Raw genomic sequence first — 24,436 nt, forward strand, 5'->3', positions numbered from 1 at the left:
TCAGCATGTCCCAGTTCACTTCCGGCGTATACATCTACGACGCCGTTCGATCCCCGAAAGCCCGCGTCCGCAAGCAGGGTGGAACACTCGCCGAGGTTCCAGCCTACGATCTTCTCGGCCGGCTACTCACCGCGATTCACGCACGCGGCCTGGACCCTGAATCGGTCGGTGACATTCTGATCGGTACGAGTACCGCTGTGGGCGATCAGGGCGGAAACGTCGCTCGCGCCGCAGCACTGTGGGCAGGCTGGCCCGATGCCGTTCCCGGCGGCGTGATCTCACGCTTGTGCTGCTCGGGTCTCGATGCCGTCGAGGCGGGAGCAGCCAAGATCGCTTCCGGTATCGCGGACGTCGTGGTGACCGGCGGCGTCGAATCGATGTCGCGGGTGCCGATGATGTCGGACAAGCCGTCGTTCGCATTCGATCGGGAACTCGCAGATCGCACGGGCTTCGTGAACATCGGCGTCTCAGCTGATCTCACGGCTGCGCACTACGGTTTCACCAGAGCCGAACTCGACCAGGCTGCGGTCACCTCGCATCGACGAGCACTTGCGGCGCCGCCCTCTGATTCCATCGTTCCGATCCGAATCGGAGAGGACAACGTACTGGTGGCGGACGAGGGTCCACGCGCAGATGTCGGAGTCGACTCGCTGGCCGAGCTGAAGCCGCTCTTCGGTGAGGACCCGTCGTGGGAACGAGTCGCGACCAGACTTCCGGACGCGTCGCTTCCCGAGGTCGGATTGCACACTGCCGCCACCGCCCCCGGAATGTCCGACGGAGCAGCACTCGCCGTACTCGGTTCGGGCGCGGCATCGGCCCTGACAGGCCACGCGCCGATCGCCGAGGTGATCGGCGTCGCCCAGGCCGCTGTCCGCTCGCCGCTGCTGACCGCGCCGGTGATCGCAGCGAAACGGGCCCTCGCCAACGCCGGGATCACCGCCGGCCAACTCGACGTGATCGAAGCCAACGAATCGTTTGCGGCCTCGGTGTTGTTGATGATTCGCGAATTCGACCTCGATCCTGCGAAAGTCAATCCACTCGGTGGGGCGATGGCTACCGGTCACCCGCTCGGCGCGGGCGGTGGCCTGCTCCTGGTCAACGCACTCGACCAGCTGCGCCGAGTGGACGGTGAGTACGCGCTGATCACCGTTCCGGCGGCACTGGGCCTCGGTGCTGCCGTCGTCGTCAGGCGCCTTCGATGAGCGCTGTATTCCCCCCGCCATCCACGGAAACGAAAGCTGGGAAACCTATGGACTCCTCGCCAGTCAACCACCTGCGCGGCTGTCACCCCGAAGCGCGCGTACAGGACAATCTCGAGCGCGGATGGTGGCGTCGCGAAACCCTTGTGGATCTCTTCGACCGCAACGTCGGGGCGCATGGGGGCGCATCCGCTGTGACCGACCCGAAGAATCTGTCGGAGATCGCGGCAATCGCGCCCGTGTCGTACACCTGGCAGGAACTCGACACGAACGTCGACGAGATCGCAACAACCCTCTCTATCAACGGAGTTCGGCCAGGTGATGTGGGTTGCGGTCCTGCTGCCCAACTCCGTTGCGTTGACCGCGACCTACTTCGCGCTGTGGCGACTCGGAGCGATCGCGGCCCCCATGCCCGCGTCGTATCGAACCCACGAGCTGAGCCGGATCGTGGAATCCTCCCAAGCGGTTGCCGTGATCACGTCGACGAGACTGCACGAGCGGACCCCGCACGAGGAAGCTCTCGGCTTGATCGAGAAGTCCGATTCACTGCGGTCCGTCTTCACGTTCGGATCAACCGACGAGCCTGCCGGAATCCCCTTGGACGCGGTGGCACCGTCCGGCGATCAGGTCGAGTCGGTTCGGCGTTCCTACCGATCCATCGAACGAACTGTCAACGACTGCATCACGATCTGCTGGACCAGTGGCACCGAAGCTGCCCCGAAGGGCGTTCCCCGGTGCCACGGTGACTGGTTGGCGATCGGTCAGGTTGCCCAGGACGGGCTCGGAACGCAGTCGGACTCGGTCATGCTCGGCCCGTTCCCGATGGTGAACATGGCGGGATTCGCGACCTCGCTCCTTCCGTGGTTGTTGAGCGGGTCCCATCTGGTTCAGCATCATCCGCTCGACTTGCCCGTCTATCTCGACCAGATTCAGCGGCACGGGGTCACGCACAGCAGCATGCCGCCGGCGATTCTCGGAATGCTGCTGCAGAATCCGGGGCTTCTGTCGTCCTTCGACCTGACCACCTTGCGGACCGTGGGATCAGGTGGTGCCCCGCTGCCTCCGAGCGTGGTGCGGGACTGGCAGAACGATCGCGGTATCGAGGTGCTCAACTTCTTCGGGTCGAACGAGGGCGTCTGTCTGCTCGGAGCGCCGTCGGATACCCCGGACCCCATGATCCGGGCCGAGTACCTGCCGAACTACGGTGCGACCGGGAAAGCCTGGGCGACCCCGGTCGCGGGACGAACGTCGGTGCGTCTGGTCGACGTCGTGACCGGCGAGGTCGTCACCGAAATCGGCGGACGTGGTGAACTCAGGCTCGCAGGGCCGACGGTGTTCGCCGGGTACCTGGACGGAACTGCGCAGGCGAGCCCCTTCGACGACGACGGATACCTCTGCAGCGGTGACGTGTTCGAGCTGTGTGGTGAATCGGGCGAGTATTTGAAATTCGTCGACCGCAGCAAGGAAATCATCATTCGAGGCGGGATGAACATCGCACCAGCCGAGATCGAAGGGCTCTTGATCGAGCATCCTGCCGTCTCCGACGTCGCGGTAGTCGGTTACGACGACGAGGTTCTCGGCGAGAAGTGCTGTGCCATAGTTGTTCCGGCGACCGACGCCACCGTCTCACTGGGCGAGCTGGTGGGGTTCCTCCGAGAAAAGGACGTCGCCTCGTTCAAGCTTCCCGAGAAGCTGGTCACCCGCGATCATCTGCCGCGCAACCCGGTCGGAAAACTGCAGCGCCGAGAACTGCGCGTCGAGATCACGCAGAACGGCTGAACGATGAGCCGCAGTACACCCCCGGTTGCCGGGCCCAAAGCGACCCCGACCGGTAAGGATCGCCCGCTCGTGGACGAGCTGAACACGATGCTGGAAGGTCGGTTGCCGGGCTTGCTCGGAATGCGGGTTCTCGAAGCCGACGACCGGACTGTGCTCGCGGAGTTGACAGTTCGGGAAGAACTGCTCGCACCCAACGGATACCTGCACGCTGCGAGTGTGGTCACGTTGGCAGATACCGCGTGCGGGATCGGAACCAGACTCGCGCTTCCCGAGGGCGCCTCCTACACGACAGTCGAGATCAAGACCAACTACGTCGGCACGGCGCGCTCCGGCCGGGTGAGCGCCACGGCAACACGAGTTCATCACGGGCGACGCACCCAGATCTGGGATGCAACCGTTCACGACGACACCGGGCGCACTATCGCGCTGTTTCGATGCACCCAACTTGTGATTGCGCCCTGAGCAGCCCTTACCGGCGCATGAACGAATACCCGAAAGGAAACTACGATGACGAAAGCCCAATCGCCTGCGTCCGGAGCTCCGATCGCTGTTGCCGCACCTGTCGACAACAGTGTGGAGAACCCTTATCTCCTCGGGGTATTCGCGCCGGTGGAGAACGAATTGACGCTCGACGATCTGACTGTGATCGGCGAGATCCCGAAAGATCTCAACGGCGTCTACCTCCGCAACGGTCCGAACCGCCGATTCGCCGCGCCCGGCCGCTACCACATGTTCGACGGCGACGGCATGATCCATGCCGCCCATTTCGAGAACGGCAAGGTTCGCTACCGCAATCGTTATGTCCGGACCGAGGCATTCGAGCGCGAAACCGAAGCCGGTAGATCTCTCTGGACCGGTTTGATGGAGAATCCGAAGGACAACCCCTTCGGGAACGGTCACGGGCTCGGGATCAAGGACGGCGCCAACACCGACGTCATCTATCACCGTGGCCAAGTACTCGCGACGTGGTACCTGTGCGGCTCGCCGTACGGGGTCGATCCGTTGTCGTTGGATACCATCGGCGCCCAGGACTTCCTCGGAACCTTCGCCGGTGACATGATGGCGCACCCGAAGGTCGACGAGGAGACGGGCGAGCTCATCTGGTTCGACTACGGCCCCGACATGGACTATCTGCGTTACGGCATCATCGGCGCGGACGGCACCCAGAGCCATGTCACCCAGGTGGATTTGCCCGGGCCTCGATTGCCGCACGACATCGCGATCACCGAAAACTATTCGGTGCTCATGGATCTTCCGCTGGTCCAGGATCAGGATGCGCGCCGGGCAGGTAAGTACCGCATCTTCTACGACCGCGAACTGCAGTCCCGCTTCGCCGTCATCCCGCGTCACGGAACCGGACAGGACGTGAAGTGGTTCGAAGCGAAGCCCTGCTACATCTACCACGTCGTCAACTCCTGGGAAGAGGGCGACGAGATCATCATGGACGCATGTCGTGTCAAGAACCCGCAGCATCAGTCCACGTTCGAGCATCCGCTCTCGAACATGCTCGCGTACATGCGCCTCGATGCGCAGCTGTACCGCTACAAGTTCAACCTCCGTACCGGAAAAACGACGGAGTACGCCCTCGACGACGCCAACATCGAGTTCCCGAGTATCGACTCGCGAATCATGGGCCGTTCACACCGATACTCGTACAACATGAGTCTCGGTAACGAGCCGACACTCCTCTTCGACGGTCTCGTGCGATTCGACTCGCTGACCGGAAACAAGGAAGAACACAAGTTCGGCAAGGGACGGTGGGGGGCGGAGGCGCCCTTCGCCGCCCGCGACGGATCGACGAGTGAGACCGACGGCTACCTCGTCTGCTTCGTCAACGACGAGGCCGAGGATCGCGGCGAGATCGATATCTTCGACGCGGAGAATCTTGCCGATGGGCCGATCGCCAGAGTTCTTCTACCGCAAAGAGTTCCATCCGGATTTCATGCGACCTGGATTCGTAGCGATCAGCTGGCGGAGGGTGCGGGACGCTGATTTCGGCATTCGATCGGCGAGGGGGAATCCAGCGGCCGTCCCTCGGACCTCGCTCGTGCGTCCGAAACGAGCGAACGAAGATTGCGTCGGCCCGACCGGGGCGGGGGCGCATCACGGAGATGGTCGGTGGCCCTGCGGAGTGAATTTCGAGATCGGACTCTTGATCCATTCCGCAGCAACGGACGTCGGCAGGTCTGCCTCGGCATGTGGGCTTCACCCCCGGCAGGCACGGCGGCGCCGTGGGTATCGACGGCGAGACAACCGCCGATGGCGAGCACGCAGGGTGCCGGAAAGTTCGCGGCGTCCAGGCCGCGCGCCTGTGTTGCGGCGGTGCCGGCGTCGAGCAGAGCTGTTGGCGCGAGCCGGAAAGCGCAAGTCGGTGCGAGGGCAGGACGATCAGTTGATCGACATCGCCTTGAAGTTCCGGCGCGAGGCAGCAAGCGCCTGGTCGACGTGCGTCGACGTGCACGGTCTCGTCGTGAAGACGTTTCCCGCACACCGTCCGCGGTGGGAGGAAGGCCTGGGTGTACCGGTTCCCTCCCACCGCGAGCACTCCGAGTCGTTCGATCAGTCCGGAGAGCCGAAGTTCATGACATCGGGATGCAGCCCGACCCGAGTGCCGTTGTCGAGTCCGGCGATGTCTGCCAGGTCGCCCGCAGACAGTTCGAAGGCGAAGACGTCGATGTTCTGACGTACACGTTCGGGGCGAACCGACTTGGGAATGACGACGAGTCCGGACTGCAGATGCCACCGGATCAATACCTGCGCGGGTGACTTTCGATGTCGGGCGGCAATCGTCGATATGACCGGGTCGGTCAACAAGGTATTGGGTTTGGACTGAGGCCCCCAGCCGGAATTGTCGGTGCCGCCGAGTGGACTCCACGATTCGACGGCGATTCCGAGTGATCCGGAGAACGCCCGGATCTCGTGCTGTGGCAGATTCGGGTGCAGTTCCACCTGGTTGACGGAAGGAAGCTGGGCACCTGCGTCGATCAGCCATTGCAGGTGATGGGGCTCGAAATTGCAGACGCCGACGGATTTGGCTCGCCCGGACTCGGCGATCTGCGTGACGGCCTCCCAGGTCCGCAGGATGCGATCACGATCGTGCAGTGGCCAATGGATGAGGTACAGGTCGACGTAGTCGAGCCCGAGCCTGTCCACACTGGTGTCGAATGCGGCGAGTGACTGCTTGTAGCCTTGATCCTGGTTACGGAGTTTGGTGGTCACGAACACTTCTTCACGAGGTATGCCAGACGCCCGGAGTCCGCGTCCGACCCCCTCCTCGTTGCCGTATAGCGGCGGCGGTGTCGACGTGCCGGTACTCGGCACTTCCGATCGCGTACGCGACGATCTTTTCGACCTCCTCGTTCGTGGCTTGCCAAACCCCCAGCCCGAGTTGCGGAATTTCGGCTCCGGAATTCAATGTGACTGTTGCAACGCCCATCGGTGAAGCAGCTCCTTGTTCGTCGGTCGAGGTTTGTCCGATACCAGTGTGACGTGAATGCGAGCCCGGCACTCGTCGTGAATTCCCCGTAGGACATCCGTGCCGTCGACATGATTGAGTGGTCACGTATCGGCGCGTCACACAAGGGGAGCATTCATGCCATTCGTACAAACGGACTCCGCCCGGATCAATTACACGGACACCGGCGGCGACGGTCCGGTTCTGGTCCTCACTCACGGTTTCCTGATGGACAACGAGATGTTCGCTCCCCAGCGGGCGCTGACGGCGGTTGCCCGCATCATCGCGTGGGACTCGCGGGGGCACGGTGCCACCACCACGACCGACTCCAGGCAGTTCACCTACTGGGATCAGGCACAGGATCTGTTGGCCGTCATGGACGGCGCCGGCGTCGATTCCGCCGTGATCGGAGGAATGTCGCAAGGTGGCTTCACCGCACTTCGAACCGCGCTGATCGCGCCGGAGCGCGTGGACGCCCTTGTGTTGATGGGCACCACGGCGTTGGATTGCACTGCCGAAGCCGCCGCCGAATACGAGGGGCTGTTCTCGTACTGGATGGGCGACGCTCCACTGGAGCCGGTAGCGCGATCCTTGGCTCCCAACCTCATCGGTGGCACCGAGGAAGATCAGGCTCCGTGGATCGCGAAGTGGTTGTCCAGTGATCGTTCCCGGATCGATGCCGCGTCCCGGTGTCTGATCGCACGCGATTCCGTCGTCTCTCGTCTCGGCGAGATTTCATGTCCGGCCGTCATCGTGCGCGGCGAACTCGACCAGTCGTTCGGCCGGCCGGAAACGGAATTGCTCAGCGCCGGTCTACCCGGATCTCGGGGAATCGTCGAAGTGCCCGGTGCCGGGCATGGGGCGAACCTGACGCATCCGGAACCGGTCAACGAGCTTCTGTCTGCATTTCTTTCGGAGCGTTAGCCCGCATCCGCAGAAACGATCCGAGTTCCGAGGAAAAACTGCACCGGCTCGTTCCTGGCACTGAGTTGCGAGGTGACCTGTACGTGGAAGTGGGTCACCAGCTCGGAGTTGCGATCGCGGACCCTCATGATCGGATCCTCGCGGCCGAAGGTCACGTTGCCTGCCTTCCAGAAGTCGAGGAAGTCGTCGGACAAACTCAGCTGCTCCAGCAACGACAGAGCCCAGGCCTCGTCGTAGTACCGACCCATCAATGCTCGAAACCAGCCGACAGTCAGTTGCGCTTCGGCTTCCCAATCGACCATGACTTGGCGTGAGGTAGGCCCGGTGAAGAACCACCTCAGTACGTTTCCGTCAGCTACCAGACCGGGAAACACGTGATCGTACGTGCTGTTGCACGTGATCAAGTTCCACCGTTCGTCGAGATAGGCGGCCGCATGCGGAGCGAGGGCCTCCAACGCGGTCGCGTCTTGGGCGGTGGCGAGGGGATCGGTCGCAGGTGACTGATGTATTTCGCGTTCGGTGGGTGTCTGTCTGGCCAAGTTGTACAGGTGCAGGGTTTCGGCCGGCGTCAGGGCGAATACCTTCGCGATGGAATCCAGAACACTGACACCGGGCGATTTCCCGCGCCCGGATTCGAGTTTCGCGACGTATGCAGAACTGGTGTGCATCTCGCGTGCCAGTTCGTCACGCGTCAAGCCTCCCCGTTTCTCGCGAAGTCCGTGCTTTCGTAGCGATCGTACGAACTCGCCGAGAGTAGGTGGATGTGCTTCCATCTGGACCCCTACCGGTTGATTCCTTACATCATATGGTCCGGTGTGCGCTAGTCGTTCGAGCGACTACTCTTCAGTAGTTGCTCGGAGGCTGCATTCCTCGTCCATGCCGTGTGAGGATGTGCTCAGAGAACGACTGTCGGCGACGATCAGGGGGTCGTATGCGGTATCGGATTGCGGGCGCCGTCATCAGGACGCCGCTGTCTCCACGGTGGTTCGACGTGCCCTGACTCCGAAGCCGAGTGGATGGTGCCACCGATAATTCCACGCGAGTTCTTCGCCTGTCTGCTCCTGGCAAACCTTCGACTGTTGTGCGTGCGGTGTTCTGGCATCGTATTTCAGGAGATATGGTCGAAGGAATCGAGATTCGACACCCGAACCGTAGTCCAGATCACGTCGAGGTAAGGTCGAAGTCGGACATTTCTCGCGTACGGCAGGCTTCGGTGAAGTCTCCTATTCGGTGATCAATGCTGTTGTATTCCAATACTGTTGGCGAAGATTCGTTCGGATTCGCATGTTGTGCACCCCTGGACAGCTCAGGGCTGCATTCACTCGACCACGAAGGAGGTCACCATGACAGAGGCCCGCGGATACGGCGAAGCGAACCTCGCGGTGAGTCGACGCTTTCGGTTGGGTCTCGAGGTTGCGACACGACTCGCCGAACGAACGTCCCTCGCCCGTGAGCAGCGGATCCAAGACGCGGAAGAACGTGGGTATCGAGAAGCGAGCGAGTTGCGTCAACGGCTGACTGCGGAAAGATCCGCTGCCGAGGCGGGGCTGCGTCCTACGTTGACCGACCGATGGTGGCAGCTTGCCGACCACGCTCGAATTGCCGACAGCTGGCAGCTCGCCTGTGGTTGGCAGAGTTCGTCACAACTGGCCAACGACGCGGCCAGGCGTATCGGTGCGGAAGTACAGCAGCGCTACGGTATCGACGCCGCGCACCCGGGTGTGAAGCAACGCGAGGTCGAGAAATTGTTCCGCGAAGCAGACATGTTCGAGCGGATGAGCGGAAGCGGCGAACGGCTCACCGCGTCGCAGCTGATGGCGATCGTCGATCTACTCGATTCCACGGCTGCATACGAGAAGGGTCGTTCGACGTCGGTCTGGGCGTGAGGACGGGGCCTGGCGATCGGGAATTGGCCTGATCGCCGCGAGGCTGCGTGGAGCGAAAATTCTCGTCAGTCGATCTCGCGGTCGCGCGCCGACACGGCCCCCGTCGCCGACCGCAGCGGCGATACTGTCGCCCCAGGTCCGGCAACCCTGCGTCAATGCCCGGCTGGTGCATCGGGTCGGAGCCGATGACGTCGACTGCCTGGAACCGGCGGCCGCCTTGAAGACCTGACATCGCACTGGCTGGATCGGACCTCCACCGCGATTGCCGCCGGCCGGTGAGCGGCACACGAGAGTGGGTTCGCGTCCGCCGCCGAGAGGGCCGAGTCCTAGGTACTGGGCAACGAGAAGCAGGTATGGCTGAAGTCTTCCCCGAACGGTGTCAGATGAATGCTGCGTCGCACGATCTTGTTGGAGCGTCCGGCCCGGTTCAGCGCGTCGATCACCGCCGGTTGAACCTCGATTACCTGATACCTGTCCGCCTCGACAGGCTCCCGCGAGAATGCGACCAGTCCGAGTCGGTGCAGATTGTTCAGATACGCGCGGGTGCGATCGAGATGCCTGCAACCGGCAAGTTCGCCGATCATCGACAGACCCTCGTCGATCATCTCCGAACCGACTCCGAAGGGGCGAGCTGTTCTGACATCCACACTCGGCTGAGCGCCGGACACCGCGAGCAGTCGCAGGATTCGGGCTTCGTCCGGTGCTATTTCATCGAGAATTCGATCGTAGGCCGGATGTAGGTCGTCGCTGTCGGTCACGTCCGCCGACCGGTCGAGGAGCTGGTCGCCTCGCAGGCGCAAGGCGGCGAGCATCGCCTCCGCGCTCTGCTTTCGGGTAGGTCGCGTCCGGCGCGAAAGGCGCGGGTTGTCCGATCGTGTTCCAGTCGAATTCGATGACACCGACCACAACTCGTCCGACTGTCGACCCGCGGCCTCGGCTGCTTCGGTGACGGCTTCGGTGGCGACGGCCGCCATCTGACGGGTCGCCTTCTTGGCCGTTCCGTACGCCCAACCGGTCAGCTTCAACGACGTCATCGTCGTTGTCGCGGTCAATCCCACGAGGCTTCGGATGAGTCTTTTCTCCACGGATTCGTCGTTGGAATCGGCGGTATCCCACGACCGCTCTTCGTCGACGACGTGTACTCGATGATCGTGCTCACTCATATCTCAGACTCCGAATATCGCGAGATGCAGAAAACCGGCAAAGGAACCGAGTACGGCCCCGTGTACGAACAACAGCCACTCGTCTTGCTTGACCGCGGATCTCAGAAGCTCACTGAAGTCCTCCGCGGACAGTTTGTTCATCTGTGCGGTGACGAAGACGCGGATTTTCTCGGACTGGGTTTCGGCGAATTCCGCGTCTTCGAATACCCGTGGAACCAGATCGAGGACTTCGGTCGTGGCCAGGGCGGGCAGTCGCTTGTAGCTTTGCGATCCGACGGTCATCTTCACGACGGATCTTGCCCAGCCGGCCGCGTCGTCGACCGATTCGCGCAGCACTTGATCGAGCATGCGGCGAGTGCGGTCCGATCGGGGGCCTTCGAGTAGCTCGGTGCCGATGTTCTCCAGTGTCACCACATGGTCGGCCAGCGTCTTGGCATAGCCGGTGATGATTTCGGAGCGTCGTTTGAGAAACAGGCCTTGCCGCCAGGGAACCCAGCGGCTGGGTTCGACGGGCTCGAAGATCATCTTGATCCCGAGATAGTTGACGATATAGCCGATGACGACTCCGCCGATGGGCAATATCCACCACTGTGGGACGAAGTGAAGTATGGCGACCAGGACGAAACCCATCGGGTATCCGAAGTAGAAACCGAAGTTCTGCATGAAACGAAGCTCTTTGGACCCCATGGTCCGAAAGATGTCGTTGAGGAGTTTCGGGTGCGAGGACAGATATCGGATGACCATCAACTTGGCGTCGATGAACTCGTCGATATTCTCTTCGATTCGATCGGTGATGGTACGGACGCTTGCGGGTAGATCGTCCTCCACCTTGCGGAAGACGGCTTCTCGTACGGAACTCGGTAGGTTGTACCAGAGCTGGGGGTTCTCGGCCTCCATGATTCTGGTGACGACGCCGCGCACTTCGCTACGGGAGATGGTGACCAGGTGTTCGGCAATGGTGTCAGGATCGAGAACGCGATAGAAGTCGGCGATGCTGCCGACTTTGGCCAATGACTTGTCGACGGCGATCGATGCCATCTTCTCGGCTCTCGACGGCACTATGCCTTGCCAGCCGAATCGGCCGTCGCTGGTGATGGCGGGTATCACCTGCACTCGGCGAGGCAGGAACGGGAAGAGGAATTTCAGTCCCGGTACCCGCACGCCGTGAAACTTGATCGGCGAGAACAGCATCAGGACACCTGTCCAGTTTGTGATGTAGCCGATGATTCCGGTGAACAACGGAATGGTGATCAGTTGCTCGAGCAAATGGTCCGGCACCGTTGAGCATCCTCCTGATATCCGAGAGCTTCATGTTCGGACACGAATCTCCGACACTCGACCTGTACGGGCGTTACCTGTTCGTGCTCGGTGTTTCCCGGTTGCGTCAGCATAGAGCCCCGTCAAATCGATACGTATGTCGGTTCTCGAGTTGATGTAACCTCTTGTACATGGTCAGTATTGCGCACTACGCGACGACGCCGGTTTACTTCCGGCGCATCGATTAGCAACAGCTGACCGAACCTCATTCGCCTCGGGAGTCGACGCCCGAGGCATTGTTGTATCCGCCGCGCGCTCAGGCTCCCGTGATTCTCGAAACGGAGCACTGTCATGAATATCGATCATCGTGAAATCGGGCGTGAACTGGACCTGTTCACCACCACTCCCGTCGTCGGAGCCGGACTGCCGTTGTGGCTACCGGACGGGGCAGTGATCCGGTCCGAATTGGAGAAATTCGCTGCCGAAGTAGCTGCCGAATCCGGATGCCGCGGGGTGTATACCCCGGTGCTCGCCAAGAAAGAACTGTTCGAGAAGTCCGGGCACTGGTCGAAGTTCTCCGAAAACATGTATCCCGAGATGTGGGTCGGAGGTGAATCGTTTCTGTTACGACCGGCCAATTGTCCACATCATGCTCAGATCTTCTCGGCACGCGGACGCAGCTATCGGGAATTGCCGTTCCGGGTACGAGAACTGGGTTCGATGTTTCGCAGCGAACTGTCCGGTGTCTTGAACGGATTGAATCGAGTCAGGCAGATAGCACTCGACGATGCACATGTCTTCTGCACTGCAGAGCAGGTGCAGTCCGAGGTCGTCATCGCCCTTGATGCGATCGAGAGGTGCTACTCGATTCTGGGCATCACCGAGTACGAGTACCGGTTGTCGGTACGTGGGCCGGGCGGTCGATATCTCGGAACCGACGACGAGTGGTCCGATGCCGAGAACCGGTTGCGACCGGCGTTGGCAGCTCGATCGATCCCGTTCGTGGAAGTGCCGGGGGAAGCGGCGTTCTACGGGCCGAAGATCGATGTTCAGGTGCGAGACGCCCATCGGCGCGAGGAAACCATCTCCACCGTGCAGCTCGATTTCAACCAGCCCCGGCAGTTCGGGCTCGAATTCACCGCCGAGGACGGAACCAAGGCCTGCCCGGTCATGATCCACCGTGGCCTCCTCGGGTCGATGGAACGGATGACCGCACTGCTCGTCGAGAGGTTCGAGGGTCGGATGCCGCCGTGGTTGGCGCCCAACCAGGTGTCGATTCTCCCTGTGGGGGATCGGAACCTGGTTGGTGCCGAAGACCTACGAAAAGACCTGAACGCGCGTTCGGTCCGCGTGTCGGTGGATCGGGACGGTCCACTGGGGCGTCGTATCCACGCCGCCCGCGCCCACCGAGACCCGTACATCGTGGTGATCGGCGACAAGGAAGCAGCCGACGGCGTCGTGGATGTTCTGGTTCCGTCGCTGAATCGGCGATTCGTGGTGGACGTGAACGCCTTCGTGGCGAAGGTTTCGGCAGAAGTCGCAGGCCGGGTGTTGCATCCGGGGAAGTGGTGACAGCGGTGAACAGCCGCGGCGCGCAGACAGTTCACTGGGAAGGACAGTTCACTGGGAAGGACAGTTCACTGGGAAGGACAGCGGCCGACCCGTGGTCCCGTGTCTGTTCGAGCGAACAGGCGCAGGACGACGTCTCCGAGGAAGTTCGACGTGCGGTCGATCTGTTGTTCGACGCTCCGGCGAGAGTTGTCGTCCGGCGCGAGGAGGAGCTGTTCTGCTGCCCGCCAAGCATATTCACGCCAAACCTGAATCAGCTGACCGAACGTGAAGCCGGTGCCGGGCTCGCTGTCGAATGCGGCCTGCAGGGCCGGGTCCGAGGTGCCGTACGTGCGAGCCAACTCCTCGACGGTTCCCTTCTCCGCTTCGGCGAGCAGGGCGTTGATCGTCTCGTGAGCCGGCTTGTAGGAGTGGCCGTCCGGCGCAGTGACGCCCATCTGCGCGATCACCATCGGCAGATCATGCGTGATATGAGCGTTGTAAGCGGCGGCGACGTTGCCGAATACGGTCAGCGAGTGATCGTCGGACGCACGGAAGTTCTGCTTCCACGATTCGGGAACGAGATCAGGTCTGCCGTTCACGTAGTAGTTGTCGTACGCGGTGAAATACAGGTGGGCGTACGACGTCGACCAGTCGTTGACATGCGCCTTGTCGGCGCCGAATCCGTCACCCGCTGCAGCGAGGGAGTGCTCCTCCTTGGTGGTGTGCAGGTAGCTCAGAAGCAGCGGGGCGTTGTCGTCGCAGTCGCGCTTCATGATCTCGATGCGTCGTTCCATCTCGATGATCGTGTCGGTGATGCACTGGTCGGCGCCGTCGGGGCAGACTCCGTGTGCCGGTGTGTGAGGAACAGGGGCGGGCGGAAGCTGATATGTCCACGGAAGGTACGGGGCGCCGTCGGGAAACAACTCTCGGCTGATCTGAAGCAGCGCCTGCACCGGTGCCAGCCCGGCAGCGCCCACTATCAGTTGCGTACCCAACGAGTCGTCGACCCGAGGTGCCGCTGAAGGGTCGGCCCCGGAACCGGCGACGCCCCCGGTGAGTAGCGCGGCCGTCGTCACCATGACCGCAATGCTGCGGGTGGCTGATCGAATTATTCGCATGGCGCGGTTCCTTCAGCGACGAGAGTTCCGGACAGTTGAGGCGTCGCCGGTAAGGATCCGTGGATTGTCGAATCGGTGGTTACTGCTCCGCTAGTCCCGTTCCTACCGGATGTCTTCGTGTGATGTCAATGTGAATGCTCGTCCGTATCCCGTTACTCGTGCCGGTAGACGGGTTCGAAATCTCGGCGGTCGTCGAGTTGCTCTGATTCGTCGATCATCAAGCGCAACTGTGGAAATGGGTCAATATGGACAATTGACACGCAAGAATGTGGTGATGGACCTTCGTGAGCTCGTCGGCGTGCGTGCAGAGGCGAATGCGCCGGGTTGCGTTCTGTTTCATCGAGACTCAGGTACCGGACGGGTCAATGGTGGTCGCACGCAGCAATCGGCCAGTTGGTGGTCGGGTTCGGTGGCGGACGTCACCCGCGCCTCCGGATGATCAGCTGTTGACCGGGAGTTCGTGCAGGGCACGCACCAGCGGGGCTAGTTCCGGTGTGTTGCAGGCTTGGTCAAGTGCGGCTTCGAGGGTCGCGTCGTGCGTCGGGCGTGCGCTTTCGAGAAGCTCTCGGCCGGCGGTGGTCAGTTCGGTATAGATGCCACGGCGGTCGTCGGCGCACAGGATTCGTGTCAGTAGATCGCGGTCTTCGAGGCGGTTGACCAGACGAGTGGTGGCACTGCTGCTCAGTGCGGCGGCGCGGGCCAGTTGGGCCATTCGCATGTGCCAGCCGTTTTGGCGGCCGAGCGCGTCGAGAACTGTGTATTCCACGACGGACAGCTTGTGTTCGCGCTGAAGGGCGCGCTCGAGTTCGGTGTCGAGGGCTCCGTGCAGCGCGGCGAGTGTCCGCCATCCCTGTGAGCGGATTTCGACGGCGTCGTCGGCGATCCCCATGCGATTCTCCTCGGTCGATCTCGTCCGACCAGGTTAGCAGCTTGCGCATATAGCAAGCGCATGCAACTATTTATAGCGCGTATGCAAATAGTGCATACGCCTTCTAATGGCTTATGCATGACTTCGGAAAGGAACATCGAGATGCCACTGGGTCTCATCGCTCTCGCCATGGGAGGGTTCGGCATCGGTTTGACCGAATTTGTGATTATGGGGCTACTGCCCGAAGTCGCAACCGATTTCGAGGTGACCGAAGCAGTTGCGGGCTACCTGATCTCGGGATACGCCATTTCGGTGGCAATCGGCGCGATTCTACTGACTGCCGCAGTGACGCGATTCGAGCGCAAGAAGGTGCTCTTGTCACTCATGGTGTTGTTCATCATCGGAAATCTGATGTCAGCACTCGCGCCCTCGTACGAGGTCATGATGGGTGGGCGAGTCGTGGCGGCGCTGTGCCACGGGGCGTTCTTCGGTATCGGGATGGTCGTGGCCGCAGGCATGGTGGCGCCGAACAAACGCGCCAGTGCCGTCGCGATGATGTTCGTCGGACTGACGATTGCCAACGTTCTCGGCGTACCGTTCGGCACCCTGCTGGGCCAGCACTTCGGCTGGCGGTCCACGTTCTGGGCGATCACCGGCATCGGCGTAATCGCCCTGATCGGCATCGCCGCGCTCGTCCCGGTCACGGATGCGGGTAGGTCCGCCTCCGGGTTACGCGGAGAGTTGGGTGCATTTCGCAACAAGCAGGTCTGGCTGTCCATCGTGATCACGATTCTGGGTTGGGGCGGAATGTTCGGTGCGTTCACTTTCATCGCATTCACTCTCACCGAAGTCACCGGTTTCGCCGCGACCAGTGTTCCATGGTTACTCGTCCTCTTCGGCGCGGGACTGTTTGTCGGAAACATCCTCGGGGCCAAAGCCGCCGACCGCGCGCTGACTGCAACGCTGGTATGGGCTCTGGCGATTCTGACCGTCGTGCTGGTAGTGTTCGCCGCCACCGCAGAGAGTAAGGCGATGACCGTGATCTCCCTCTTCCTGATGGGGGCCTTCGGTTTTGCGCCGGCTTCCGGATTGCAGACACGAATCATGAACTACGCGTCGGCAGCGCCGACCATGGCCTCCAGTGCCAACATTGCCGCGTTCAACGTCGGTAACGCCTTCGGTGCGTGGCTCGGCGGCATCACCATTGCCGCCGGTCTCGGATTCACCGCGCCGATCTGGACGGGGGCGGGAGTGACCCTCGCCGGCCTGGCGGTGCTGATCGGAGCCGCGATTGTCGAGCGTGCGGAGAGCAAGCCCGAACCCGAATTGGTGTCGGTCGGTTAGTTCCCGTCGCGGACAGGCCGGGGCAACCCGGCCTGTCCCGTCGAGCAACTTCGTTCGGCCGACATCGGCGCCGGTTCGATTGCTGTCCAACCCGCGCATGGCGACGAGCCGATGATTCGCGATGTGACGGTGTGTGACCCGGCGGATCACACACCGTTGACTACGGGTTCAGTCGACCGCCAGGAAGCGGAACGGATCAGCGGAAACGAAGTTCTCGGTTGCATTCCCGGCGAACGTGTTCGACTCGTCGCTGCCCAGGGCTAGCTTGAGAACAGACGCGCCCTCCGTGAAGTCGATCTTCGTGAGGTCGACCCAGAAAGTGTTGGGCGTCAATGCAGATTCGAAAAAATACAGCAGATGCTTGTGATCGGCGACCGTCCGCCAGCGTGTCGAGGAGATATTCGGCTCGTCCGGGGTGGAAATGCCGAACGGAACGGATACGTTCCGCACCACGCTGAACACACTGGCCACCGCGACCTTGGTGTCGTCGGACTTCGGAATCGCGTCGATGTAGAACGACGCTCGGGCGAAACGATCGGACGCCCGATTGGTGCCCGGCAACATCACCGTCCCGTTGATCTGTTTCCAGTATTCGTTCAATGCGAGTTGCTTGTCGAACACCGGAGAATTGGTCATCACCTGATAGTCACGGCTGTGGTGGATCATCTGATTTCCATCCACGTACTCGATGATCGCGCTGTCGCCGCTCGCGTCGGAGATCGACATGTGCAACGTGGCCAGTCGATCCTGCCCGGGCACACCGCTGGTGACGAGAATGAACGGCTCGGATCGAAGCGCGTCGACGGCCCTTTGCACGGTATCGAAATTGTCGAGAACATATTGAGCCCATGCCGCGATGGACAGCCCGGCCCGCGACGTGTCGGGAGTCGGATACTCGGACTCCGCCAACCAGAGCAGGTTGGTGGACAAGCCGGCTTCGTTGAAACCGTCCGTGGTGCAGATGTCGTAGGCCGCGGCGATGACACTGCCGAATTTCGAGGTCCACTCGATGGAATTCTCGCCCGCGGCACCGTCACGTTTCATACCACGCGGAAATGCCCACAAGTTGGTTTCGACATCGTATTTCCAGTCCATCGAACGTCCGGTGATGACATGGTCGTCAGGTCCGAGATAAACCATGCGTGTACACATTGAATCTTCTCCATGTTCGGTACGGCAACAAGACTTCGGTCGCTGAGCTTCAATGACGTTTCAGATGAACATCCTTCCCGGTTCGTCGATACGGCCTAGGTGCCCGTGTTCTGTCGGGTCATCCACGAGGGTGCTGACGTCTCGGTAACAGGATCAGGGCCGCGGCCACGAAGCAGAGTGCACCGACGAACGTGCCCGAGTTGGCGAGAATCGCGTCCTCCGTCGCACCGGCGGTGGTGACGAACCCACCGACGGCGGATGCCCCGAAGGCGACACATCCGATCAGGTTGATCCACACCGCCCACCATTCCCGTGACTGCGGCTCGAACAGCCTTGCCGCGTGGGTGAATCCGATGACGGCTGCTACTCCACTGATCAAGAACGCGACTGAACCGGCAGCGTCGGGCGTCCACACGAGGTGCTTCTGCTCAGGGATGGAATGGGCGCGGAGTGCCGCACCGGTGCTGATGTTGAACAACAGAGTCCCCAGGAATTGAACGACCGCGGCGAGCCAGTCCGCCCTGATCATCGGCGGGTCCGATCGTGTACCCGTCATCGGGCCGGCAAGCGCCAACTGAATCGCAGCCGCACCGGTGAAGAACCACGCACCGATGAAATATGCCATGTTCGTGCCTGTGGCACCGACAACGGAGGCGAATCCCGGGGCGGAGCCGAGCGCGAACAACGACGAGCCTGCGGCGAATCCCCAGCACTGTCGTGACAGGGTCGGTGAGATCAGCAGACCGTTACGTGGGGAAGGAACCTCGAAGTTCACTCGTCACCTCGCAGGCCAGACGGTGTCGTCACCGTATTTCAATGAGCGAACTTCAGATTCGCCGATTCCGCCGGCATCGGGCCTTCCAGGTTGTCGAGGTACGCGACCTCGTTCCTGAGATCTTCGATCAGCGCGGCCGCGAGGTCGCGACTGAGCCCGTTCCGGACCACGATCCGCTGCACGGTCACGTCGGTCAGGTTGTCCGGCATCGGATATGCAGGCACCAGCCAACCCTTCAATCGAAGTCGATCGGAGAGGTGGTAGAGGTTCCAGTTCTGGGTGTGGCCGGGCTTCATTCGCCATGCGAATACCGGGATATCCGAGCCGTCGCTCACCAAGTCGAATGCGCCCATCTTCGCGATCTCACTCGACAGGTACTGTGCTATGTCGAGCGAAAGCTGCTGGACCTGACGGTAGCCTTCCTTGCCCAATCGCAGGAACATGTAGTACTGCAACAGAACCTGCGCTCCCGGCCGCGAAAAGTTGAGGGCAAGGGTCGGCATGTTCCCACCGAGGTAACTGCAGTGGAACACCATGCTCTCCGGCAGTGCCTCGGTGTCGCGCCAGACTATCCACCCGACACCGGGGTAGACGAGACCGTACTTGTGGCCGGAGGTGTTGATCGAGGCGACGCGGTCGAGACGGAAATCCCAGACCAGGTCCGGCTGGCAGAACGGTGCGATCATCGCGCCGGACGCTCCGTCTACGTGAATGCGAACATCGAGCCCCGTGTCTTGCTGGATCTTGTCCAGAGCTTTTGCGATATCGGCAACGGGTTCGTACATGCCGGTATAGGTGACACCCATGATGGCGACCACACCGATGGTATTTTCGTCGACGTATTTGTCGAGGTCGTGCCCATCGAGGACGATGTGTTCCTCGCTGACCGGTACCCACCGCGGTTCTACCTCGAAGTAGTTGCAGAACTTCTCCCAGCACACCTGAACCGCACTGGACAGCACGATATTCGGCGATTCGGTCGACTTTCCTGCAGCGCGACGTGCGGTCGCCCAACGACGCTTGAGCGCCAGGCCTCCGAGCATGCACGCTTCGGACGAACCGATCGTCGACGTGCCTATCGCGTTCTCCGGATCCGGGGAGCCCCACAGGTCGGCGAGTATCTTCCAGCATCGATCCTCGATGGCAGCAGTCTGCGGGTACTCGTCCTTGTCGATCATGTTCTTGTCGAACGTCTCGGTGTAGAGCCGAGTGGCGTGATCATCCATCCAGGTTCCGACGAAGGTGGCCAGATTCAGCCGGGCGTTACCGTCGAGCATGGCCTCGTCGTGAATGATCTGATACGCCGTATCGGGGAGGGTTTGTCCTTCCGGCATCCGGAATTTCGGCAGTTGGGTGGATTCGCCTGGGCGGGTGAATACCGGGTTGAGTGACAGTACGTCCCCCAGGTTGGTGTCCTGGCGAGCGTCACTACGGCGATCGATGGCAGTCATGAATCCTCCTGGGATGCTGAACGGACTTCGAACATCTTGCAGTGCAGTATCTGTCGTAGACGTACAGATCGGCAGCGGTCGGTCACACCACTACCGGAGGGTACAGCCGATCCATGGTGTACTGACGGTTTCTACGTGCGGAGAGCGCACTGGCAGTCAGACACACGGTCGTGATTCCGAGAAGTACGGCTGTCGCGATCCAGAGTCGGGAGTCGATCCCGCCGACGGTGAGTTGTCTGAGCCCGTTCACCGTGTATGTCATGGGGTCGACGTAGTGGATGTATTGAAATGGCTTCGCGGTCGTCTGTACCGGATAGATTCCACCCGCGGAGACGAGTTGCAGCATGAGGAACGCCAATGTCACCACTCGGCCGACGGCAACTCCGAAAATTGCGTTGAACGCCTGGATCATCGACATGAATGTTCCTGTCACCAGGAGCAGGAACGCGAACGTCGCGATCGGGTGAACAGGCTTCAACCCGACTGCAAGAGTGACGACCGAGTAGAGAACGGTGGCTTGGAGAAATCCCAACAGCAACGCCGGCCAGTACGAGGCCAGGACGACGCGGATGGAGCTCAAGCCCGCGGAAATCGGTCTGGACTGCAAGGGGGTCAGTAGCATCCAGGTGATGATGCCGCCGACGAAAAGTGCCAGAGACATGAAGAACGGTGCGAAACCGGTTCCGAAGGTCGGGGCCTCGTTCGTGTAGTCCTGTTTGAGCGCCACCGGCGCCGAGAGCGTTTGACCGACCGCAGTGCGTTGTTGGTCGGTCCAGTCGGGAACCTGCTTGACGCCGTTTTCCAGCGCCGATGCCAATTCCCCCGAACCGGAAACCAGTTCGGTAGTTCCGTCGGCGAGTTGAGCGGCGCCGTCTGCGAGTGTGAAACTACCGTCGGTGAGTTCGACCAAGCCGCTACTCAAGGTGGCGGCCCCGGAACTGAGCTGTTCGGCAGCGCTGCGCACGGCCATCACGTCGGACCGCAACCCGCCGTCTCGCAGAAGTGTCAGGCCGACGCGAAGCGGGCTGGTGGGGTCGGCAAGTTGATCGGACAACACCCGTGCGTCCGTGCGAATCTGTTCGAGCTCACGGGTCGTGCCCGGATCGAGTGTCGGGGTGCGGAGCAGGTCGGTGACCGGTGCCAGAGTGTCGACAACGGCTTGCACGGTCGGGTCGGGGTTGGCGCGGAGGGCGGCGACTACCTGATCGACACGTTGAGCGGCCTGAGACTGCGCGCCGGACAACCCGTCGATGCCGGCGGCGATCGTCTCGATTCGGCTGCTCAAACCTGACGTGGAGACCGCGAACTGATCGAGGTCGACGGTGCCCGCACCGCTGTTCATCGCAGCCAGAAGCGGATCGGTCGCAGATGTGATCGCCGTGGAGATCTGTGCGGTTGCACTCGCGAGTTGAGCGGAACCGTCACGCGCCGTGACCATGTTGTCGGCCAAGGTCCGCGAGCCCGCCGCGAGTTGTCGGGCGCCGTCGTTCGCGGTGACGAGGCCGCTGTTGAGTTGGTCTGCGCCGTTCGCCGCCTTCTTCAGTCCGGACCCGGCTTCGCTCAGCCCGGTCAGCACTGTTCCCACGGACTGCGCGCCCACCTGGGCACTGACCTGGTTGACGACTTGCGAGGCCGCATCCTGTCCGATGATGGTTGCGAGGTAGTTGTTGGCGTCGTTGTAGGTGAAGATCAGGTTGGCTTTTTCGGGATTGTCCCCCTGCGGCGATGCCACGGCCTCGCTGAAGTTCTCGGGGAGTGTCACCGAGAAGTAGTATTTTCCGTGGGCCACCCCGCGTTCGGCCTCCTCGGCGGACACCACGGCCAGATCCAGTTGCTTGGAGTCGACCAGCCCGGTTGTGACCTGCTCGCCGACGTTCATCTGCTTGCCCTGGATCGTGGCGCCCTTGTCCGCATTGACGATAGCCACCGGCATCTTGTCTGCTTCGCCGAAGGGATTCCAGAAGGCCCACAAGTACATGGCGCCGTAGAGGAGTGGCATCAAGACGATGACCGCCAAGGCGAGTCGAGGGACAGTGCCACGGAAGTAGCGTTTCACGTCACTACCCGGTGACATTGCGGCAAGCATCGGCTATACCCGGCCTTCCACGTCGAGTTGATCGATTTCGTCTTCGTTCGACTGGTCGATCGGAATTACTTCTCGAACTCCGTTGCGGGGGCCGAGTGCATTGACATCAGCCGTCACGACAGTTTGGTTGCGGCCCAGGTCCACCAGGCGTTCGAGTAGTAGCTCTCGGTTGTCGTTGTCGGTGAGTCGATCCACGCCACCGACCACGAGCAACGGCGGTCTGCGTATGTTTGCCACTGCTATCCGAAGCAGCACATTGTGAAGTTCTGGGAGCTCTTCCACGTATGCGGACAGGGCGGGAATCGGGTGTGGGCCGAATGTCGACCGGCACACCCGTTCCAGTTCCTGGTCACCGACTTTCGCTACCAGCCGATACCACGGCGAGTTCCATCGGACATGTTCGGTGACCACGTCTCGTACGGTGATGGCTTGTTCGATTCCGTCCACCTCGTCGATCGAGGCAACAGTGGAGGCTTTGAACAGCGCGTGGGCGTCGCGGCTGGTCCCGAACGACGTCAGGATTCCCGTCGACGGCCGCATTCGGCCACACAAGGTGAGAAGGAGTGCGGTGCGTCCACGGCCGTCTGCTCCGGCCAGGATGGTCACCCCACCTGTTTGTACCCGGAAGTCGATGGGTCCGTAGATGTTTCCCCACGGTGCACGTACGGCGATACCGTCGGCGGCAAGGATCGGGTGTGTCAGGTGTTCCGTGGTTCCGTAGTGCGAGTCGACGTCGGTCATCGCGCACCGACGGCCTGACCATTGTGGGCTTCTGACTGCACGGCGGCACGCTCCATTTCAGATTTCGATTCCAGGCATCATCCGCGACGTGTGAAGCGGGGTGGAGGCGTCACGCTCGAGTGCAACCGGCGTTCTCGTGGACTGCCCTGTCCTCCACGCGCGCGGACGAGTTCCATCTGCGGGCACCACGGACTGTCGGTGCCCGCAGGCGTCCTCCCTCGGCCGACAGCAGATTTGCCCGAGCCCCGTCGGCGCGGACACGACGTGGTGGATCGCGACGTGGGTCATCGGAAAACGGGGACAGCTCCGGGTTTTCACAAATCGCTGTTTTCGGTGATTCGGTGTTGTCGCCGTTACCTACTCGATTGCTCATCCCGTCGAAGGCACGTGCATTTCGCGATACCAAACGCCCACTACGAGTTGTCGCTCGATTCATGGTCGGAAGATTAGCATCGGCCTGGTCTGTTTGTCTGAATTAGGTGGATCGCCGATGATCGGCGAGGCTGAATCTCGATCGGCTTTCCAGCGCAGCATATCCGGCTCGATCGACGATTCCTGGCCCTGTTCGAGTGCCAGTCGATCGCGGATCGATAACATTTAGGTAGTTCTCGTGTGGATGATCGCTTTCATGTAGTAATTGGGGTGGTTCTATAGGAGGCGGTTGAAATGAATCGCCGATATCGAACCGGGCGAGTTGTCGGAGTATTTGCCCCTGAGTGGACATCCCGTGTTCACGTGTACGCGGTCTTGCGTGTCAATCGTGTTCGCACGCATCATCGAAAACGGATGCGCCGTACGACATCGACAGTGTTGATCCGCTCGTACACATTGCATCGAGATCGGTACGACGCCCGAGGAGTTCGAAGATGGACGACAATTCGCTCGCACAGGCTCTGGTGGAGGCCCGAGACGAGAGCCGCATTCAGGTCGACGCCCTCGTTCGGGTCGAGCAGGCGATTCTGGCGCTGGGTATCTCCGCGTTACGGCACCTGGGGTCGAGTGATCGTGCCATCGCCAAGATTTTCGCAGTGTCTCGAAATCGGATACCGGAGTTGGCGCGTCTGGACGGCTTGCCTGCCGAGCCGTGGGCGCGGGACCTCGTGCGCGCACGATGGCGCGAAGCGCAACTCGCGGCAAGTCCGTGGACGGAGAACCCCGAGATCGGTCGGTGTGGAGAGCTGCTCGAGCTCAATGGTATTGCAGCTCGAGGTGAACACCACGACCGAATGCTCGACACCAGTGCGGCAGAGTTCGTTCACCAGCACACCGGTGAGAAAATACTTCTCTACGTCAGTCATCGGGTCGAGCGCATCGCGGACGGCGAAGCCGGCAGATCGTGCACGTTGTACGGCCGGTACGTCGTCGAGCACGTGGAACCGAGCGGACCCCGAACGCTGTGCGAGCTCGGTGACTTTGCCTTGCCGCCCGACGCCGGACACTTCGAGTCCTGTCGAGAGCGCCCGACCGATCGCGGTTCGGCGCAGGCGGCGTTCACCACTGTCGGGCGTGCGATTCGCCGGAAGTATCGGATACTTCCGGCGGACATCGGGGTGGTCGAATTGGTGGCGACCGAGGTTTGTCAGCAGTTGGCGGCGGCCGAGTAGACCGAGTGGGTACTCGGGGTGTGCTGCACCCGAGAACATGCTCTGACCGGGGTGGGGAGGTCACTCGTCCGGTAGAGGACGGCG

Annotated in this window: 20 protein-coding genes and 1 pseudogene; 10 read left to right on the forward strand and 11 right to left on the reverse strand. The window is 61.6% G+C overall.

The window, feature by feature from the left end:
• Positions 1-5 precede the first annotated feature (5 nt).
• The 4 genes from ABH922_RS01105 (at position 6) to ABH922_RS01120 (ending at position 4,970) form a co-directional block, all read left to right on the forward strand.
• Positions 6-1,202 (forward strand): thiolase family protein, encoded by a 1,197-nt coding sequence (locus ABH922_RS01105; protein WP_424805178.1) that lies wholly within the window; start codon positions 6-8, stop codon positions 1,200-1,202.
• A 318-nt stretch (positions 1,203-1,520) separates the two neighbouring features.
• Positions 1,521-2,978: a class I adenylate-forming enzyme family protein gene (locus ABH922_RS01110; protein ID WP_424809518.1), complete on the forward strand. Its 1,458-nt coding sequence runs from the start codon at positions 1,521-1,523 to the stop codon at positions 2,976-2,978.
• A gap of 3 nt (positions 2,979-2,981) precedes the next feature.
• Positions 2,982-3,440, forward strand: a complete 459-nt coding sequence (locus tag ABH922_RS01115; protein WP_424805179.1) for a PaaI family thioesterase — start codon at positions 2,982-2,984, stop codon at positions 3,438-3,440.
• Between the two features lie 45 nt (positions 3,441-3,485).
• Positions 3,486-4,970, forward strand: coding sequence for a carotenoid oxygenase family protein (locus ABH922_RS01120; RefSeq protein WP_424805180.1), 1,485 nt, complete (start codon positions 3,486-3,488; stop codon positions 4,968-4,970).
• A 567-nt stretch (positions 4,971-5,537) separates the two neighbouring features.
• Here ABH922_RS01120 and ABH922_RS01125 read toward each other — a convergent pair.
• Positions 5,538-6,414 (reverse strand): annotated as a pseudogene (locus tag ABH922_RS01125) (aldo/keto reductase).
• A gap of 156 nt (positions 6,415-6,570) precedes the next feature.
• Between ABH922_RS01125 and ABH922_RS01130 the strand changes: the two are divergent.
• Positions 6,571-7,356: an alpha/beta fold hydrolase gene (locus ABH922_RS01130; RefSeq protein WP_424805181.1), complete on the forward strand. Its 786-nt coding sequence runs from the start codon at positions 6,571-6,573 to the stop codon at positions 7,354-7,356.
• Here ABH922_RS01130 and ABH922_RS01135 read toward each other — a convergent pair.
• A complete protein-coding gene (locus tag ABH922_RS01135) occupies positions 7,353-8,129 on the reverse strand; it encodes a helix-turn-helix domain-containing protein (RefSeq protein WP_424805182.1) in 777 nt (258 codons plus the stop codon). The two genes, ABH922_RS01130 and ABH922_RS01135, sit on opposite strands and share 4 nt — an antisense overlap.
• Before the next feature lie 570 nt (positions 8,130-8,699).
• On the opposite strand from ABH922_RS01135, the gene ABH922_RS01140 reads away from it, so the two are divergent.
• Entirely contained in the window at positions 8,700-9,242 is a 543-nt protein-coding gene (locus tag ABH922_RS01140; RefSeq protein WP_424805183.1) for a hypothetical protein, read from the forward strand.
• Between the two features lie 326 nt (positions 9,243-9,568).
• On the opposite strand, the gene ABH922_RS01145 is transcribed toward ABH922_RS01140, so the two are convergent.
• Positions 9,569-10,405, reverse strand: coding sequence for an Abi-alpha family protein (locus tag ABH922_RS01145; protein WP_424805184.1), 837 nt, complete (start codon positions 10,403-10,405; stop codon positions 9,569-9,571).
• Positions 10,406-10,408: 3 nt separating this feature from the next.
• On the reverse strand, positions 10,409-11,683 hold the full coding sequence (locus ABH922_RS01150; protein ID WP_424805185.1) for a DUF445 domain-containing protein: 1,275 nt from the start codon (positions 11,681-11,683) through the stop codon (positions 10,409-10,411).
• 330 nt (positions 11,684-12,013) lie between these two features.
• Here ABH922_RS01150 and thrS point away from each other — a divergent pair, with 330 nt between their 5' ends.
• Positions 12,014-13,234: a threonine--tRNA ligase gene (thrS, locus tag ABH922_RS01155; protein ID WP_424805186.1), complete on the forward strand. Its 1,221-nt coding sequence runs from the start codon at positions 12,014-12,016 to the stop codon at positions 13,232-13,234.
• Between the two features lie 65 nt (positions 13,235-13,299).
• Here thrS and ABH922_RS01160 read toward each other — a convergent pair whose 3' ends face one another.
• Positions 13,300-14,331: a DUF5995 family protein gene (locus tag ABH922_RS01160; protein ID WP_424805187.1), complete on the reverse strand. Its 1,032-nt coding sequence runs from the start codon at positions 14,329-14,331 to the stop codon at positions 13,300-13,302.
• A 253-nt stretch (positions 14,332-14,584) separates the two neighbouring features.
• On the opposite strand from ABH922_RS01160, the gene ABH922_RS01165 reads away from it, so the two are divergent.
• Complete coding sequence (locus ABH922_RS01165) at positions 14,585-14,770, forward strand: hypothetical protein (RefSeq protein WP_424805188.1); 186 nt, start codon at positions 14,585-14,587, stop codon at positions 14,768-14,770.
• Here the strand turns inward: ABH922_RS01165 and ABH922_RS01170 are convergent, their stop codons facing one another.
• Entirely contained in the window at positions 14,771-15,220 is a 450-nt protein-coding gene (locus ABH922_RS01170) for a MarR family winged helix-turn-helix transcriptional regulator (protein ID WP_424805189.1), read from the reverse strand. It abuts the gene before it with no gap.
• A gap of 141 nt (positions 15,221-15,361) precedes the next feature.
• Here ABH922_RS01170 and ABH922_RS01175 point away from each other — a divergent pair, with 141 nt between their 5' ends.
• Positions 15,362-16,543, forward strand: coding sequence for an MFS transporter (locus ABH922_RS01175; protein ID WP_424805190.1), 1,182 nt, complete (start codon positions 15,362-15,364; stop codon positions 16,541-16,543).
• Between the two features lie 168 nt (positions 16,544-16,711).
• On the opposite strand, the gene ABH922_RS01180 is transcribed toward ABH922_RS01175, so the two are convergent.
• The 5 genes from ABH922_RS01180 to ABH922_RS01200 all read right to left on the reverse strand — a co-directional run bounded on the left by ABH922_RS01180 (position 16,712) and on the right by ABH922_RS01200 (position 22,748).
• Entirely contained in the window at positions 16,712-17,695 is a 984-nt protein-coding gene (locus ABH922_RS01180) for a linear amide C-N hydrolase (protein WP_424805191.1), read from the reverse strand.
• A gap of 118 nt (positions 17,696-17,813) precedes the next feature.
• Complete coding sequence (locus ABH922_RS01185; RefSeq protein ID WP_424805192.1) at positions 17,814-18,470, reverse strand: hypothetical protein; 657 nt, start codon at positions 18,468-18,470, stop codon at positions 17,814-17,816.
• Between the two features lie 38 nt (positions 18,471-18,508).
• Complete coding sequence (locus ABH922_RS01190) at positions 18,509-19,921, reverse strand: glutamate decarboxylase (protein ID WP_424805193.1); 1,413 nt, start codon at positions 19,919-19,921, stop codon at positions 18,509-18,511.
• A gap of 82 nt (positions 19,922-20,003) precedes the next feature.
• Positions 20,004-22,007, reverse strand: coding sequence for a YhgE/Pip family protein (locus tag ABH922_RS01195; RefSeq protein ID WP_424805194.1), 2,004 nt, complete (start codon positions 22,005-22,007; stop codon positions 20,004-20,006).
• Between the two features lie 3 nt (positions 22,008-22,010).
• On the reverse strand, positions 22,011-22,748 hold the full coding sequence (locus ABH922_RS01200; RefSeq protein ID WP_424805195.1) for a hypothetical protein: 738 nt from the start codon (positions 22,746-22,748) through the stop codon (positions 22,011-22,013).
• 866 nt (positions 22,749-23,614) lie between these two features.
• Between ABH922_RS01200 and ABH922_RS01205 the strand changes: the two genes are divergently transcribed.
• Positions 23,615-24,352 carry a hypothetical protein gene (locus ABH922_RS01205; protein WP_424805196.1) on the forward strand — a complete coding sequence of 246 codons (738 nt, stop codon included), beginning with the start codon at positions 23,615-23,617 and terminating at the stop codon, positions 24,350-24,352.
• The last annotated feature ends 84 nt before the right edge of the window (positions 24,353-24,436 follow it).

The organism is Rhodococcus sp. 27YEA15, assembly GCF_049739425.1.
Classification (GTDB): Bacteria; Actinomycetota; Actinomycetes; order Mycobacteriales; family Mycobacteriaceae; genus Rhodococcus_F.

Bases quoted from the DNA above. Each gene is read 5' to 3' on its own strand.
- ABH922_RS01105 (WP_424805178.1), top strand. From the start codon at position 6: ATGTCCCAGTTCACTTCCGGCGTATACATCTACGACGCCGTTCGATCC.
- ABH922_RS01110 (WP_424809518.1), top strand. From the start codon at position 1,521: ATGTGGGTTGCGGTCCTGCTGCCCAACTCCGTTGCGTTGACCGCGACC.
- ABH922_RS01115 (WP_424805179.1), top strand. From the start codon at position 2,982: ATGAGCCGCAGTACACCCCCGGTTGCCGGGCCCAAAGCGACCCCGACC.
- ABH922_RS01120 (WP_424805180.1), top strand. From the start codon at position 3,486: ATGACGAAAGCCCAATCGCCTGCGTCCGGAGCTCCGATCGCTGTTGCC.
- ABH922_RS01130 (WP_424805181.1), top strand. From the start codon at position 6,571: ATGCCATTCGTACAAACGGACTCCGCCCGGATCAATTACACGGACACC.
- ABH922_RS01135 (WP_424805182.1), bottom strand. From the start codon at position 8,129: ATGGAAGCACATCCACCTACTCTCGGCGAGTTCGTACGATCGCTACGA.
- ABH922_RS01140 (WP_424805183.1), top strand. From the start codon at position 8,700: ATGACAGAGGCCCGCGGATACGGCGAAGCGAACCTCGCGGTGAGTCGA.
- ABH922_RS01145 (WP_424805184.1), bottom strand. From the start codon at position 10,405: ATGAGTGAGCACGATCATCGAGTACACGTCGTCGACGAAGAGCGGTCG.
- thrS (WP_424805186.1), top strand. From the start codon at position 12,014: ATGAATATCGATCATCGTGAAATCGGGCGTGAACTGGACCTGTTCACC.
- ABH922_RS01160 (WP_424805187.1), bottom strand. From the start codon at position 14,331: ATGCGAATAATTCGATCAGCCACCCGCAGCATTGCGGTCATGGTGACG.
- ABH922_RS01170 (WP_424805189.1), bottom strand. From the start codon at position 15,220: ATGGGGATCGCCGACGACGCCGTCGAAATCCGCTCACAGGGATGGCGG.
- ABH922_RS01175 (WP_424805190.1), top strand. From the start codon at position 15,362: ATGCCACTGGGTCTCATCGCTCTCGCCATGGGAGGGTTCGGCATCGGT.
- ABH922_RS01180 (WP_424805191.1), bottom strand. From the start codon at position 17,695: ATGTGTACACGCATGGTTTATCTCGGACCTGACGACCATGTCATCACC.
- ABH922_RS01190 (WP_424805193.1), bottom strand. From the start codon at position 19,921: ATGACTGCCATCGATCGCCGTAGTGACGCTCGCCAGGACACCAACCTG.
- ABH922_RS01195 (WP_424805194.1), bottom strand. From the start codon at position 22,007: ATGCTTGCCGCAATGTCACCGGGTAGTGACGTGAAACGCTACTTCCGT.
- ABH922_RS01200 (WP_424805195.1), bottom strand. From the start codon at position 22,748: ATGACCGACGTCGACTCGCACTACGGAACCACGGAACACCTGACACAC.
- ABH922_RS01205 (WP_424805196.1), top strand. From the start codon at position 23,615: ATGGACGACAATTCGCTCGCACAGGCTCTGGTGGAGGCCCGAGACGAG.